Origin of the sequence: Aliiglaciecola lipolytica (assembly GCF_018860635.1) — a bacterium.
Taxonomy (GTDB): domain Bacteria; phylum Pseudomonadota; class Gammaproteobacteria; order Enterobacterales; family Alteromonadaceae; genus Aliiglaciecola; species Aliiglaciecola lipolytica_A.
Map to the genome: position 1 here is coordinate 41,663 of NZ_JAHKPT010000016.1, position 16,222 is coordinate 57,884.

At 40.0% G+C, this 16,222-nt stretch carries 11 protein-coding genes; 8 read left to right on the forward strand and 3 right to left on the reverse strand.

What is annotated here, in order from left to right:
* The first annotated feature begins 108 nt into the window (after window positions 1–108).
* Together KO530_RS06750 and KO530_RS06755 are read left to right on the forward strand one after the other, a co-directional pair.
* Window positions 109–3,207: an efflux RND transporter permease subunit gene (locus tag KO530_RS06750; RefSeq protein ID WP_216047657.1), complete on the forward strand. Its 3,099-nt coding sequence runs from the start codon at window positions 109–111 to the stop codon at window positions 3,205–3,207.
* A 27-nt stretch (window positions 3,208–3,234) separates the two neighbouring features.
* Entirely contained in the window at window positions 3,235–4,302 is a 1,068-nt protein-coding gene (locus tag KO530_RS06755) for an efflux RND transporter periplasmic adaptor subunit (protein WP_252728953.1), read from the forward strand.
* A 32-nt stretch (window positions 4,303–4,334) separates the two neighbouring features.
* Here the strand turns inward: KO530_RS06755 and KO530_RS06760 are convergent, their stop codons facing one another.
* A complete protein-coding gene (locus tag KO530_RS06760; RefSeq protein WP_216047658.1) occupies window positions 4,335–5,333 on the reverse strand; it encodes a 6-phosphofructokinase in 999 nt (332 codons plus the stop codon).
* A 213-nt stretch (window positions 5,334–5,546) separates the two neighbouring features.
* Between KO530_RS06760 and KO530_RS06765 the strand changes: the two genes are divergently transcribed.
* The 3 genes from KO530_RS06765 to KO530_RS06775 all read left to right on the forward strand — a co-directional run bounded on the left by KO530_RS06765 (window position 5,547) and on the right by KO530_RS06775 (window position 9,753).
* Complete coding sequence (locus KO530_RS06765; RefSeq protein ID WP_216047659.1) at window positions 5,547–6,395, forward strand: DUF6279 family lipoprotein; 849 nt, start codon at window positions 5,547–5,549, stop codon at window positions 6,393–6,395.
* A gap of 275 nt (window positions 6,396–6,670) precedes the next feature.
* Window positions 6,671–8,743, forward strand: coding sequence for a TonB-dependent receptor (locus KO530_RS06770; protein WP_216047660.1), 2,073 nt, complete (start codon window positions 6,671–6,673; stop codon window positions 8,741–8,743).
* Window positions 8,744–8,829: 86 nt separating this feature from the next.
* A complete protein-coding gene (locus tag KO530_RS06775; RefSeq protein WP_216047661.1) occupies window positions 8,830–9,753 on the forward strand; it encodes a DMT family transporter in 924 nt (307 codons plus the stop codon).
* 44 nt (window positions 9,754–9,797) lie between these two features.
* Here the strand turns inward: KO530_RS06775 and KO530_RS06780 are convergent, their stop codons facing one another.
* Window positions 9,798–10,805, reverse strand: a complete 1,008-nt coding sequence (locus tag KO530_RS06780) for a LacI family DNA-binding transcriptional regulator (RefSeq protein ID WP_216047662.1) — start codon at window positions 10,803–10,805, stop codon at window positions 9,798–9,800.
* Window positions 10,806–10,950: 145 nt separating this feature from the next.
* On the opposite strand from KO530_RS06780, the gene KO530_RS06785 reads away from it, so the two are divergent.
* The 3 genes from KO530_RS06785 (at window position 10,951) to KO530_RS06795 (ending at window position 15,691) form a co-directional block, all read left to right on the forward strand.
* On the forward strand, window positions 10,951–12,732 hold the full coding sequence (locus KO530_RS06785; RefSeq protein ID WP_216047663.1) for a sodium:solute symporter family transporter: 1,782 nt from the start codon (window positions 10,951–10,953) through the stop codon (window positions 12,730–12,732).
* Window positions 12,733–12,808: 76 nt separating this feature from the next.
* A complete protein-coding gene (locus KO530_RS06790) occupies window positions 12,809–14,872 on the forward strand; it encodes a DUF4962 domain-containing protein (RefSeq protein ID WP_216047664.1) in 2,064 nt (687 codons plus the stop codon).
* 54 nt (window positions 14,873–14,926) lie between these two features.
* Window positions 14,927–15,691 carry a 2,5-didehydro-3-deoxy-L-galactonate 5-reductase gene (locus KO530_RS06795; protein ID WP_216047665.1) on the forward strand — a complete coding sequence of 255 codons (765 nt, stop codon included), beginning with the start codon at window positions 14,927–14,929 and terminating at the stop codon, window positions 15,689–15,691.
* Window positions 15,692–15,795: 104 nt separating this feature from the next.
* On the opposite strand, the gene KO530_RS06800 is transcribed toward KO530_RS06795, so the two are convergent.
* On the reverse strand, window positions 15,796–16,101 hold the full coding sequence (locus KO530_RS06800; RefSeq protein ID WP_216047666.1) for a hypothetical protein: 306 nt from the start codon (window positions 16,099–16,101) through the stop codon (window positions 15,796–15,798).
* Window positions 16,102–16,222: the final 121 nt, after the last annotated feature.

Here is a 16,222-nt window from a genome sequence, read left to right on the forward strand (position 1 = left end):
TAGCCTTGTTGTTGGTCGTATTTTTTCTGTTACTAACAGATTTAAACTTTTTACACTATCAAAGCGACTTATAGTTAACGGTACGTTAATTATGTAAAAGTTTTGTGTATGGACATAACCAGATCTGCGTTAAAAAACGCCTCAGGTGTCGCTATTTTAGTGGGTATTATCGCGTTCCTGGGACTTTATAGTCTATTTAAGTTACCGATTCAGTTATTCCCCGATATAGAACGGCCGACTATTTCCATCCAAACATTTTGGCGAGCAGCCTCTCCTCAAGAAATTGAGTCTGAGATACTAGAACCCCAAGAAGAGGTGTTGCAAGGTATTCCAGGATTACAAAATATGCGTGCATGGGCTAACCAGGGTAATGCTTGGATCAACTTGGAATTTGGTTTAGAAACTGACATGCAGCGTACTTTGATAGAAGTGATTAGCCGTATGAATCGCATTCCACCTTTACCTAGGGATGCACTGTCTCCAAATATAATGATGGGTGGCGGCGGTGGTGGGACTCCCGCACTTACTTATTTCTTCTTACAAAAACTTCCTGGAAATGAGCGTGAAATTTCACAATATGTAACTTATTTTGAAGATGTTATTCGACCTTCTCTTGAGTCCATCAATGGCGTGGCTAGAGTTCGCATGGAAAGTGGGGTAGGTGGCAATGAAGAGTTCCAGATTGTATTTGATCCCTATTTAGCCGCCGAGTTAGGTGTGGATATTACCAATATTTCCAGAATTTTAGGATCGTCCAATGATGTTTCTGGTGGTTTTGTTGATGTTGGCAGACGTAAATATACCATTCGATTTAGAGGTAAATATTCACCATTAGAAATGGGCGATATGATTTTAGAGTGGCGGGATGGCAGTCCTATTAAGCTAAGCGATATTGCCGAAATAAAAATTCAACGAGCGCAAGCTTCAAATTTCAGTGTGCAAAATGGTAACCCTGCTATTTCAATTCGCATAGACAGGGAAAATAAAGCGAATGTCTTAGCCACTTTAGAAGCTGTGAAATTAAAAGTAGACGAACTGAATCAAACGGTTTTGATTGATGAAAAACTAACAATGGCACAATCATTTGATGCTTCTGTTTTTATCTACCGCGCAGTGAACTTAGTCACCAGTAACTTAGTTATTGGGATTTTGCTATCGATAGCTATTTTATGGTGGTTTATGGGACAAGTTCGCGGAACACTGATAGTTGCGTTAGCCATTCCTATATCACTACTCAGTACTTTTGTCGTTTTGCACTTAACTGGACGTTCGCTAAATGTTATTTCATTGGCAGGATTAGCATTTGCCGTTGGAATGGTGTTGGATGCAGCCATAGTGGTGTTAGAAAATATTGTTAGACACAAACAGAAAAATGAACACGCTATAAAAACCGCTCAAAGAGCAACCAAAGAGGTCTTTGGCGCGCTGTTAGCATCTACCGCTACTACGGTCGCAATTTTTATTCCCGTTATTTTTTTGCAAGATGTAGAAGGCCAGTTGTTTGCCGACTTGGCGCTTACCATTGCCATTGCCGTGATAATTTCTTTTGTGGTTGCAGTTACTGTACTGCCTGTTGCTGCGAGCCGCTGGCTGCAGGTTGATTTACCACCAGATAGATTAACGAATGTGTGGGCTAAAATAACTGACAAAATCATGATGCTAAATGCAACGGCTAAGAAGCGCTATATAACCATTTGCTTACTAATGGTTGTACCAATCACGTTTACTTTAGTGTTGATGCCAAAATTAGATTATTTACCCCCAGTTAAGCGTGATGCCATTGATTCATTTTTTAACTTTCCGGCAGGGGCAAGTGACAATTTTATTCAACAAGAAGTGATGTCAATTGTGGTTGAGCGACTCAAACCTTATATGGCTGGTGAGAAAGAGCCCGCACTTAAAAATTACTACATTATTACCTGGCCGAATGGCGGAACATTGGGAATTCGAGCAAAAGACCAAAACAATGTCAGAGCGTTAGAGAGTTTAGTTAGAGACGAAATTTTGAAAGATCTGCCGGATACTGAGCCTTTTACAATGCAAGGCAACTTGTTCGGTGGTTTTGGTAATGGTAGAAGTATTGATATGCGCTTACAAGCAACTAACCATGAAGGGCTTACTGTTGCCGCTCAACATGGATTAGATCTACTTCGAGAAGCATTTCCTGATGCGAATGTACGAGCTAACCCAAGTCTTGAGCAAGCAGAGCCTGAGCTCCAGCTTTACCCTAACGATCACAGAATGATGGAAGTGGGAATGGATCGAACACGCGTTGCCAGCCTTGTGAGATCTATGGGGGATGGTATGTATGTAGGGGAGTATTTTGATGGTATCAAACGGATGAATATCATATTTAAATCCCAAGATTGGGGCAACCCTGAACAATTAGCCGTTACCCCAATCATCACGCCTAGCGGAGAGATGGTGCAGTTGGGAGAATTGGTCAATGTAGTGAGATCGGTTGGCCCAAGCCAAATTCAACGTGTTGATCGGCGCCGTACCTTAACGTTATCGGTTAATCCTCCTGAAGGTATGTCGCTCGAAGAAGCTATGGCAAAAATTAAACAGGATGTAGAACCTCAATTGATGGCAATGATGCCCTCTGACGGCGCGATTAATTATGGCGGAAGTGCGGATAGTTTAAATAAAGCAATCGCAACGATGAGTCAGAATTTTCTATTTGCAATGGCGCTACTCTTTGTATTGATGGCTGGACTATTTAAGTCGCTCATCGATAGCTTAATGGTGATTTTGAGTATTCCCTTGGCAACTGTGGGTGGCGTGATAGCGGTTCGATTGCTCAACATGATTAGCTTCCAACCTATGGATTTGCTCACTATGATTGGTTTTATTATTTTGCTTGGTCTGGTGGTGAATAATGCCATTTTGTTAGTTCATCAAACCCGTAATGGTGAGCGACAAGGCCTAGCTAGACAACAAGCTGTGCATCAGGCTTTGTTAATGCGTTTACGACCCATTTTTATGAGCACATTAACCAGTATATTTGGCATGCTGCCCTTATTGCTATTGCCTGGTGCTGGCAGTGTCATATACAGAGGCCTTGCTGCCGTTATCGTAGGGGGCATGTGTGTTAGTACAATATTTACATTATTACTATTACCAACATTGCTGTGTTTAAGGCAGGGCAGCCAAAGGCATTTAATCAATCCTAAAATGGCTAATGAACAGCCAATTGTCAGTCATTAACCAAACTCAATTTTATTGGAAAACAAAATGATAATAAAAAACAATAAAACGCTTTTGCTCTCGCTACTACTCACTTTTAGCGGCCACACATTGGCACAGCAAGATTCAGATACCTTAGTGGAAGTTGATGCTGTTTATAGCGAAATGATCTCACAACAAATTTGGGTACCGGGGACTGTGGTCAGTCGCAGTGACTCAAATATTGCTACGGAAGTACCTGGACGAATTACCTGGATGGCCGAGGTGGGTGATTTAGTTGAGGTCGGAGAGGTGTTAGCGAAAGTAGATGATCATATGCTGAAACTCAATTTAGAGCAAAATCAAGCAAACGTTGCTAAGTGGGAGTCGCGAGTCGATCTTTTGAGTCGTAAACAACAACGGTTCAGTAGTATGGCGCAACAGGCGAATACATCTAAAGATCAACTTGATGAAATCGTGTCTGAACTAGAAGTTGCAAGACAGGAGTTAAATCAAGCTAAGGTCGATCAAAAATTAACCCAATATCGGATTACACAAAGTCAAATCAAAGCCCCCTTCAAAGCAATGGTGGTGGAACGAATCCAAAGCCCAGGTGAATATATCTCAACTGGGCAAACAGTACTTAGAGTGGTCGACACAGGCAATATTGAAGCTTCTATTAAAGCACCGCTTTCAGCTGTTCCTTTTATCCAACAAGGTTTAGCGGTGAAGGTTGTTGTCGGAGAGTCTGAAAAATCACATCAAATTCGGGCCATTGTACCTGTTGGAAATGCCCGTTCGCGGATGATGGAAATTCGAGTTCAACTTACCCCTGATGAATATGCAATTGGTGGTGCGGTGCGTGTTGCATTGCCTCATAGTGAGTTTCATCAAGCATTGACTGTTCCAAGAGATGCGTTAGTTTTAAGAAAGTCAGGGGCGTTTGTGTATCAAATCGCCGGAGACAATGAAGTTAAACAAGTGGCAGTAACTGTAGGTATTGGTGTCGGAGAAAGGGTTGAAGTGTTTGGTGATCTTAACCATATTTCGCCAGTTGTTGTGCGTGGCGCAGAAAGACTAAAAGATGGTCAGAAAGTACGTTTTTCTGAGCAGTTGGAAGAGCTAGCCACATTGTGAAATGTGGCTAAGTCGAACACGGCGATTATCAGTTAAGGTCGCTTTAATATGTCGAATAGATCCTGTTGAATTTTAACTAAATAAGAATCTAATGGTTTTTTCTGTTGCCAACTCGTCTCTAATTCACTGCATACCAACTGTTGATTAATTTCGCCCACCATTACGCCTGTCTTGCCTTCCAGTGCCATTTCAACAGCAAAAGCCCCGAGTTTGGTAGCTAGAACTCGATCCTGTGACACTGGAGAGCCCCCTCGTTGTACGTAACCGAGAATCACTGGGCGACATTCTATTTGGGTTTTTTGGCTCAGTATCTCAGCTAACTTTGTTACCCCCTCTGGCCACAAGTTTTCTGCTATTACGACAATATAACTGCTATTCCCTCTGCGCTTTTTCACCGCTTCGATATGGGCAATAAGGTTTTCTAGTTCATCCTCACAACTGCGGGATATTTCTGGCAGCATAATATGATCAGCGGCAGAGGCGATGGCGGCATTTAAACCGATAAAACCGGCGTGACGTCCCATCACTTCGATGAGAAAAATCCGTTCAAAGGCATCGGCTGTGTCTCTAACTTTATCGATGGAGTCTAAGGCCGTTTCGATTGCGGTGTAATAGCCTATAGTGGCGTCTGTCCCATCTACATCATTATCTATTGTGCCAGGTAATCCTATTACTTGACCTGACCAATGTTTAGCAAGATGCTTTGCTCCGCGAAAAGAGCCATCACCACCAATTACCAATAAGGCTTCAATTCCAAGCGCATCCAAATTTTTCGCTGCCGTTTTAGCAGAATCATTGGATTTAAAGCTTAAGCACCTTGCGCTGTTTAAAATCGTGCCGCCTCGTTGAATGATATTTAATACATTTTTGGCTCTTAGGTTTAAATATTCTTGCTCTAATAACCCATTGTATCCATGACGATAGCCGTAAACCTCTAGTCCATAACGTAGACTGGTGAGAACAATTGCACGGATACAAGCATTCATGCCGGGTGCATCACCGCCTGAAGTGAGAAGCGCGATTTTACGCATGTATAATACCCCTTAGCTGACTAAATAATTTAAACCTTTGCTAAACATAGCCTTTTTATTGAAAACTATAAAGATTTAGCAGAGCAGGTGTCATAAGTGACATAGTTATTAAAACTGTAAGAATTGATGTTTCACTATTGCCTCACTGTCACTAGTAAGCAATGATGCAAATAAGAATAAAGATACTTAGAACTACTAGAGATGTTACTTACTATGTTTAAACGTTTATTTTGCACTTTTTGCTTAGCGGCTGTGTTATTACTCACTGGTTGTACTTCAAAATTCGCATATAACAATATTGATTGGTTGTTGTATTGGTACGTGGATGATTATGTTGATCTAGATAAGTCTCAGAAGCAAATGTTAGACGCAAAAGTAGAAAAGTGGTTGCTTTGGCATCGACAAGATGAGCTTTTGCGCTATCGGCAACATTTAGAAGATTTAAAAACAGACATACAAAATGGCGTTTTAAGTTCTCAGCAGTGGTTAACTCATTTCGACCGAGGAAGTGCCCACTGGAAGCGCTTTAGAGGTGAAATTAGCCCTGAGTTGTCAGAATTGTCGTTGCACTTAAATGACCAACAAATCGATGACATGTTCGCTGCATTGGAAAAGGATAATCTGAAACAAGAGAAAAAGCGCAACAAAATGTCTAAGCAGCAGCGCATAGAAGACTCTATAGAAAATACTCAAGAGCAAATTAAAGAGTGGCTAGGCAAGTTGTCGAATCCTCAGAAAGTGCTAATAAGTGAATATGTCAGTGATTTTAAGCCTACTTTTGAATACTGGATGTCATATCGACGGGAAATTCAGAACGTTACAAAAACCTTAATGTTATCTCGACATCAAGTTGATGACTATGCGAGTAAATTGAATCAGTTGATGCAAAATCCAGATCAATTTAAAAGCTCCGAATATCTGCAAGCAAACGAATATAATCGAATCAAATATGCCAATTTGTTAAATGCCTTAAATATGACCTTAACTGAAAAACAAAAGAAACATATGAAAAATAAATTAAATGATTTAATCGAAGATATTGATGATCTAATTCAAGATTAGAGTGTTAATTTTTTGAAAGTAAAATGTGTTTATTTTAATCCTTAGGTCGTGTTTTTACTGCTTTGAGTAGTCTTTTTGCTTATTTTTCAAATGTATACAGTTGTTAAATAAGCGGTGAAATTTCATACCCTTGACTGATTTTCTTCTTAACTTACTGGTTAGCCAGTTTCTTATAAAGTTCTTGATGTTGCAGTTGTAATGTTATATTAGTATGACATTACATCTATATATCTATCCAAAACCATCCACTAAAACATAACAACGGGAACTCAAAAATGAGAGAGTACAATAATAAAAAATCTAGTTTTACGGGTCGTAAATTGCTATTGGCTTCGTCAATTATCTTTGCATGCCAAACGCTTCATGCTCAGGAATTAGAACGGATCACAGTAAGTGCCCAATACAAAGAAGAAGATTTACAGACAGTTCCCATTGCGATTACGGCATTGAATGAAGAAGAAATCGAATTGCGTAATATGACTGACGCGCTTTCGATTGGTGAAGCTGTACCTAATATTTACATTGCTAAAAATGTTGGTTCAGCAAGTGGTATGAAAGTATTCCTTCGAGGTATCGGAGAAGACGAATCTCGTGTGGGGGTTGATCCTGCGGTAGGTATTTATGTGGATGGTGTTTATATTGGTCGTCAGACAGGGGCATTGTTAGATTTAGCGGATATTGAATCTATAGAAGTATTGCGTGGCCCTCAAGGAACACTATATGGTCGAAACTCCAATGGTGGTGCAATCAGAGTCACCACTAAACAACCGAGTATTTCAGATCGAACTATTTTAAAAATGTCATTGGGTTCAGATCAATTAACCGATGGTTATTTAATGGTCAACAAAGGTCTAACAGACAAGCTAGCCGGTCAAGTGTCAGTATTCAGTAAAAGTCGTCGTGGATTCATAAAAAACACAGATAACGGCGAATACCTAGGTGATGTAGACAAACTAGGGGCGCGTGTAGCGCTTGCTTACTATGGCGATGTTTGGGATTTATCTTGGTCAGCAGATTTCATGAGAGATAACTCAGAACCTGGTTACTCCTCGTTAGTGCTAGACGATGATGGTGATATATTCACCATTAATCAAGCTGAGTTTCCAACAAGTGGGTTAGTTAATGGTGAAACAGAGTTGGGTGAATATTATAATCACTTATATCAAAGCGGCACCAGTTTTAAAGCACACCGTACCTTTGGCAATGAAATTTCGTTTGATTCAATCACCTCTTACAGACGTTTAGATCAAAGAATGTTAACCATTGTAACTTTGCCTTTCTTTCAAGACGTTCATCAAAACCAGATGAGTCAAGAATTTAGATTTGCTAAAGACGCTGAAGATTACAGTTGGGTTACAGGTGTTTATTTATTCCGCGAAGAAGCCGATCAGTATACTGAATTTGTTTTCGGTGGTGCAGATATCGACTTGTTAACTGAATCGGCTGGTTTGTTTGGTCAATATACATATAACGTATCTGACAAGTTACATGTGACTGGTGGTGTTCGTTATACGTGGGAACAAAAAGATTTTGATGCCGCACCAACTGCAGATTATTGGAGTTCACTTGGTCAAGCAAATGCTGGGCTACAAAGTGATCAATGGGGTAAATTCTCATGGAAAGGGGTAGTTTCATACGATGTAAATGACGATATGATGACTTACGCATCGATAACCACTGGTTTCAAATCAGGTGGTTGGTCACCAGATAGTTTTGACCCAGTACAAGAAGAGTCGGTAATTACTTATGAAATGGGTATGAAAAGCGATTTATCTAAATCTTTCCGTTTAAACGTAACTGCTTTTTTCAACGATTATACCGATTTACAAACCAGTGGTTCAACCGCTAATGGCTTTACCCGAATTAATGCGGGTGACGTAGAAACTTACGGTATTGAAACCAATATTACATGGCAAGCTACGGAAGATTTAACCATAGATGCATTTGTTGGATTGTTAGAAGCTAAGTATGTTTCACTTACTGAAGAAGCAACATTCTTTGTTGAAGAAGACTTTGATTTAAAACAGGCGCCACCAGTTAGTTATGGTGTTAACTTCAACTATGTTAAAGAAGTAGGTGATGGTCAACTAATTTACAATGTGCAATATGCGTATACAGATGATCAGTATAACGATTTAGCTACAACTGAACTTATTAAGCGCGAAGCAACGGACATTTTAAATGCGCGAGTAGCTTACAAGTGGGGTACAGACATAGAGTACAATGTTGCATTATGGGCTAAAAACGCACTGGACGAAGAGTTCGCTGCATCAGGCACTACCGGTAATTTAGCCATATATCCTGGTGACCCTAGAACCTTCGGAATAGACTTTTCAATAAACTATTAATAATTAGAATTAAACTGTAAATTTCCATAATAATACGGTTAAATAGTGAAATTGAAACTCGAAGAATAGCCAACGGTAATAAAATTATGAGAATTAGGTTAAACGGATTTTTCCTAGCTCTAATTACGGCTGTTCTTTGGGGTGTTCTACCGGTTTTCTTGCAAATATGTCTACAAGCTTTGGATAGTATGACGATCACATGGATTCGTTTTTTATTCGCCGGGCTTGTGGTTTTTGTCTTTCTACTTAGTACAAATGCGTTACCGAGCATATGGAAACAAGTGCCTAGAGCACAATTTATTTTAATAGTCGCTGCATTAGCGCTGGTTGTTAACTATGTTTCTAATGTAAAAAGTCTAGATTATGTAAATCCCGAAACGGTTCAAGTGGTGATGCAAATAGCTCCTATTTTATTGATGTTAGGGGGCATCGTTTTTTTCAAAGAACGACTTAATCGACTTGAAATCACCGGAGCGATAATTTTATTTTTGGGTTTGGGTTTATTTTTTAGTCCCAAGTTAGATTTACTCTTTTCATCTATCAATTCTTATAATTCAGGCATCATGTTGGTTGTTCTAGCCGCGGTAACTTGGGTCGCCTATGCTCTGATGCAAAAAGTCTTGTTACGCTCATTTACTGCCAAGCAATTAACCTTACTGATTTATTTAATTGGTATTCTTGCGCTTACTCCTTTTATCCACTTATCGGCCATCACGGATTTAAATCAGCTGCAATACTACGCTTTGCTATTCTGTTGTTTGAATACTGTAATTGCCTACGGCTGTTTCACCGAAGCATTGAATATTTGGAGTGCAGCAAAAGTGAGCGCAGTGATTGCAACAGGGCCATTGTTTACATTTTTGAGTGTGGTGATCGCTCAACAACTTCTGCCTGAGCAATTTAGCTTAATTGAGCTAGATAGTTATGTCATTTTTGGGGCTATTTGTGTTGTATGCGGTTCCATGACAACGGCTTTAGCAAAACGTAAAGTTGTAAAACCAGTTGTTTAACTAAGGGTTTTGACTAAACAGTATTAGTCGAATTAGTTCGAACTCTAAATCTGTTTACAGGACAACCTTTTAATCAACGAGCAGGGGATCATTATCTTCTCTGACGATGGCTCTTTATTGTTGATGTTGTTCAACAATAACTTAGTCGCTTGTCGACCTATTTCATAAGGATTTTGAGTAATTACTGTGATGGGGACTTTAAAGAAGTCGGCCATAGGAATGTCATCAAAACCTAAAATCGACACGTCATCGGGAATAGATATATTTTCGGCATTCAACGCAGTTAATATATCTGTGGTAATCGCCAGATGTTGAGTGAAAAACACAGTTGGTGGATTATCTGCATCTAGTAAGCTGGTGGGGGAGTGTTCAAATCCAGTTTCACGGCGCCAATACTGAATGAGTTGTTCATCGAGTGGAATACCATGTTTTTGCAGCGCATCAGAATATCCTAAATAACGATCTTTTCGTGATTTAACATGTTTAAAATCTTGAGTGACAAAACAAATTCGCTTATGGCCTAATTGTATTAGGTACTCAGTTGCCTCAAAAGCCGCTTTTCGATAATCAGATATAATGATATTTTTTTCATTACCATCATGTTCAAGTTGAAAATGCACGATCGGTAAGCCACCGTCACTGTATCTATTGATTAAATCAGTATTCTTTCCCGACGAAGCGATAATAATGCCATCAACCCGCAGTTGGTATAATGTCTCTAATGATTTCGCTTCAACTTTTGGATCTACGTCAGTGTTATAAATTAATAAATTGTACTCACTGGTTTTACAAAAATCGTCAATTCCTCGAATGGTACGGCTCGTATAGAAACCTGTTATGTCCCTAACTATCACCCCAATGGTTTTTGTCTTATTCATTTTCAGGCTACGAGCAATAGGGTTAGGCACATAATCCAATTCGCTAACGGCTATTTTTATCCGTTCCTTTGTCTTTTCAGACATGTAGTCGAAACGGCCATTTAAGTACTGAGAGACAGTACTATTTGACACCCCAGCTCGTTCAGCCACATCAATGAGTTTAGTTTTTGCCATTTAAATATTTCTTGAAAGGTTCTGATTAGTCGAATATTGACATTCTGCAACAATATGTTAACTTAATCAACTAAACCGTTTTAGTAAAACGTTTTTGTTTTTGTATCCTATTGATAATATTAGGCAATCTAACAAGAGGCAAAATGTGGAAATTTCTAATATTGAATACTTAGTCATCATTGGCTATTTAGCGTTGATTGTTATCGTTGGTTTTGTTTTTAAAAAATTCTCAGCTAATACCGATGACTATTTTAAAGGCGGTTGTAAGGGCACCTGGTGGCTTGTTGGTAGCAGTGCCTTCATGAGTGCTTTTAGTGCGTGGACCTTTACCGGTGCTGCTGGCATTGCTTACGAATCAGGATTTTCTGCGATGTTTATCTTCTTCGGTAACGTGCTGGGGTTCTTCGTAAACTTTTTGTTTATGGGCCCTTGGTTACGGCAAATGAGAGTGACAACATTTCCTGAGGCCATTGCCAGTCGCTTTGGTGAAACAACCCGTGATTTTTACGCCTATTATGAAGTGCCTATTCGTATTTTGTATTCTGCTATGGCGCTGTATGGACTTGGCATTTTTTGTTCCGCAGTGTTTGGTTATGACATCAACTATGTGATTGTAGTCTGCGGTGTCGTTGTACTGCTTTATTCTGCTACCGGCGGACGTTGGGCTGTGATGGCCACTGACTTTCTGCAAGGATTAATCCTCGTTCCTTTAACTTTAATCGTTGCTTGGTTGTGTTTGGACGCCCTAGGTGGAATCAACAATTTGTTTGCTGAGATTGAGGCGCAAGGTTTAACCGAAGAATACAGTATGGTCAATTCTGCGACCTTATTTGGAGGGGCTTATACTTGGGGCTGGGCGAGCGCAATGATGGCCAAACAATTCATCGTTTTCAATTCCATGAATGCAGCACCAAGATACTTTTCGGTAAAAGATGGGCGAGAAGCGCGCAAAGCCGCTTTGTTCTGCTCAATATTAATGTTGTTAGGTAGCTTAATTTGGTTTTTACCCCCAATCACCGCACGACTTTTATACCCTGAACTTGTTATGGCATTTGATATAGCTAAGCCCGCTGAAGCGAGTTATGCGGTTGCCAGTATCAGCTTATTACCTGTGGGGCTAGTAGGGTTGATCGTGGTCGCTATTTTAGCGGCAACTATGAGCTCAATGGATACTGGCTTAAATACCAACGTGGCGATTTTGATAAAAGATATTTATCCCAAGGTCTCACGCAAATTACGCTGGCAATCTAAAGGCGAATCAGAGCTTTTAAATTATGGCCGCACCTTAACTTGGGTTATGGGTTTCTTAATTGTACTTTTGGCGCTTTATTTTGCCCAACAAGATGGTTCTGGGATATTCGAAATCATGTTGCAAGTGGGCACGTTGTTGTCGATGCCAATTACGATTCCACTATTATTGGGCATGTTTATACGGCAAACACCTTGGTGGGCAGCGCTTTTATCTATCGCCTGTGCGTTGCTATTTTCTTGTTTAGCTTTCTTCGAAGTTCCTTTGAGCTACTTAGGGTTTTCGCAGTCTTATAGCGATGCCTTTGAATGGAATTTTCAACAACAATTTTTTGGTGTGTTAGGTACAGGCACATTTGGCTTTTTGGTATCTATGCTATTTGCACCAGCTTCGAATTCCGCCCATCGGAAAATGGTAGATAGGTTCTTTAAAAATATGAAAACCCCCATCGATTTTGAAAAGGAAATAGGTGAGGGGAATGATCTTAGCCAATTAACCGCTATTGGCCAGTTTGGCGCGGCAGTAACAGGATTCATCGCCTTAATGTTGATAATTCCTAATCCGATAGAAGGCAGAATAGCGATACTGGTACTTGCGCTAATAATAGGAGCAATCAGTGTCTTAATGCTAAAAGCCGGTAAGCCGCCCGCAGCCGAGATTAAATCAGTAGCACCGTAATTCAAATTATGGCGCTCATTTACTCTAAGAATTGCAATTTATTAACGATTATGACTTTTGAATACAGGGATTAACCATGAACTACTTACTTATTAACGACCAACTTGAAGTGCTTAAGGCGGAGCTTAAAACCACCCGCAAAGAGCATTTAACTCGGCTTATTGAGCAGTGTCGTTTATATGAAGACGAAGTGCTCTCAAAAGAGCATCCACATACTAGTATTACTTATATGGGGATGGCCGCGGCAAATTTAAGTTTGGCATATCTACTCACTGAACAAGAACATTATTTGATTGAGGCTAAACGCTGGATCTTTACCGCAGTTGATTATGACGTTTGGGGGTATGGGTTTCTGGTGGACGTTGATCTCAGTGCTTCATGGATGCTATTTGGTTTAGGCTTATCTTACGACTGGCTCAAAGATCATCTCACGGACGATGAACGCACTAAGTTTCTAAATAAATTGATCCTGCAAGGCAATAAAATTTTTGACTATGGACAACAAAACCTCGGACATTGCTGGTCTACTAATTATTGGCAGAACCATAATTGGATAAATTATTCAGGCCTGCTAACCACCGCTTATGCGATTCGCCCTGAACATGAGGGCGCACAGGTATGGATTGACGAAATTAAAGATAACTTTAACAAAGTATTTGATTATTTGCCTGAGGATGGTTCTAACTACGAAGGCACCGGGTATTGGCGCTTTGCGATGAATTTTTTTTTAGTTGCTGCAGACTTGATTCGTAAAGATGGTGGTACTGATCATTTTAAAACTGGCTTTATGCAGAATACGTTTGATTATCGACTTTATCAGTCTGCACCGAATTGGGAAGAGAACATTAACTTTGCGGATGTACACGATAAACGCAGCTCTCATTCAATTTGTGCATACTACAAGATAGCATCTGAGTATAACAACGGTCAGGCACAGTGGCTAGGGGAGATGGTTCGCACCAAATTCCTGTTTAGAGAAGCCTATCAAAGTAAAATTTTTCCAGGTATCTTGCCAGAAGCCTTTCTTGAGTTAATTTGGTATAACCCTGAAATACAACAGCAATCCCCGGAGAATTTACCCCTCACCAAATATTTCCCTGATCTTGGCTTAGTGGTAATGCGTTCAAGTTGGGATACAGATGCGACTCATTTATCATTTAAATGCAGTCCTGCTGGTGGCCACAAACAATGGAAGATGAGCTGGGAGCTGGATAAAAAGAACGATTGGAAAACCCGCAGTCTTACTCATTATCACGTAGACTTTAATCAATTTATCCTTGTTCATAAAGGCGCATCACTGGTCATCGACGAAGGCTATAACCGAACTTCTAAAGCGGAAATTCATAATTTGGTTACCGTTGATGGTACCGGTTGTGTTGGTGAGAAAATATGGGACGAGGGAGACTTAAGTGATCCCGTACTATTTGACCTAAACTGCAAAGGTATTCATAACGTATGGCGCGATGTTCCTGAAAGTGCGGTCGCCCAAGTTGAGGCATTCTCTAATCAAGATGGTTATTGCTATGTGGTTGGCGAATCAAGTCGTATGTACTATCCAGAAATGCAGTTAACCCGTAATGCTAGGCATATTATTAATAGTGAATGTGGCTATTTTATCTTGTTAGATGAATTGGAAAGTCATTTAGAGCATACTTATACTTGGCGCATCCATTCTGAAAAATATGCTAAAAAAATAAGTCAAAATCAGTTTGAAATTGTTAATGGTAACGGCGCACTTAATGTATTTACCGCGTTTCCTGAAGCGAGGCAAACGAAAATAGATGAAACCTTAGTTGAAGAGATAATGACCCCGCAACGGCCAGATGATATTCGTCGGATTAGTTTAAAAACACTGTTAATTGAAAATCCTGAAAAAACGAAAAATACTTACTTCCTCAATGTTTTTCAGCCTAAAGACGCAATTCAATCACAAAAGAGCAAGGATATTTCGGTTCAATCCCTTAAAGGTGAGAATTGCATAGGTGTTGAAATTAGCTCACCGCAGTTCACTGAAACCTTCTTATATTCCAGTGAAAATAAAATCGAGTATGGTGATATTAATGCTCAATCGAAATGGATATCCATCTTGCGCGATAAGGCCGGAAAAATCGTTAAAACAACAAGTTACGATGGTGTTTGAGCAAAACCTCTGGAAAGTATTACCTGTGATTACACTTATTATTAGGAATAGAAAATGTTAGATAAATTTAGTTTAGAAGGAAAAGTCGCTTTAGTTACCGGCTGCAAACGTGGGATAGGTAAAGCAATCGCATTGGGTTTTGCGGCTGCTGGGGCAGACATTATTGGCGTTTCAGCGAGCTTAGAATTACAAGGCTCGGAAGTAGAAAAGGAAGTAAATGGCCTTGGTAAAAAGTTTAAAGGTTACCAATGTGATTTTTCTGACCGCAAAGCTTTGTATGCATTCATTCAGGAGGTCAAAGCAGATTTTCCTAAAATAGATATATTAGTTAATAATGCTGGCACCATATTGCGCGCACCGGCCGCTGAGCATAGTGATGAACTTTGGGATAAAGTCATAGATGTTAATTTAAATTCGCAATTCATTCTAAGCCGAGAAATTGGAAAAGAGATGGTTGCCCGTGGTAAAGGCAAAATTATCTTTACTGCATCACTATTGACCTATCAAGGTGGAATTACGGTTCCCGGTTATGCTGCCAGTAAAGGTGCAATTGGACAATTAGTAAAAGCCTTGTCGAATGAGTGGGCAGGCAAAGGTGTTAACGTCAATGCCATTGCGCCAGGTTATATCGATACCGATAATACCGAGGCTCTGCGCAACGATGCAGTGCGAGCAGCAAGCATATTAGAACGCATTCCACAGGGCCGTTGGGGAACGCCTGAGGACTTCGAAGGACCTGCGGTATTCTTGGCGTCAGATGCCTCTAGTTATGTGAATGGCTCAATATTATTAGTCGATGGGGGATGGATGGGAAGGTAACTACTATTCCTAGCTAGCGCTACTCACAAATGAGCTAAATTGCCGGTCTATCTAATTACCATCGCGTTGTTAGATAGATTTGGCAGATAGTCAACTAATCCTAATTAGTTCTGTTTGGGTTTCTGACCAATCGGTGTTTCGTTTTTCTTGCAAATAGTATCGAATTCATCTCGGTAATACCGCAAATTTACGCATGCTTCTTCGTACTGGATTTTAGCGGTAAGTGCTTGTTGGGGATAATCTGTTTTAAGCATAGTCTTACGTAATCTTTCGCATTCTTGATGCTGTTGTTTGACTTCTAATACTTCTTCACAAGGATTATCGTTACTCACACAGGCTGATAGTGAAACGAAACAAACACATGTTCCTACTGTTTTAATCATTTTTTGAATGGCATGGGAATTAAGCATGGGGTTCTCTCAGCTGATTGAATTCAATCAGAAACTTCACGATAACTAACCATAACCGAGTGGCGTACAAAAAGCTATCGAATAAAAAACTTACCTTTATTAGACAACATAGTCGAACTGC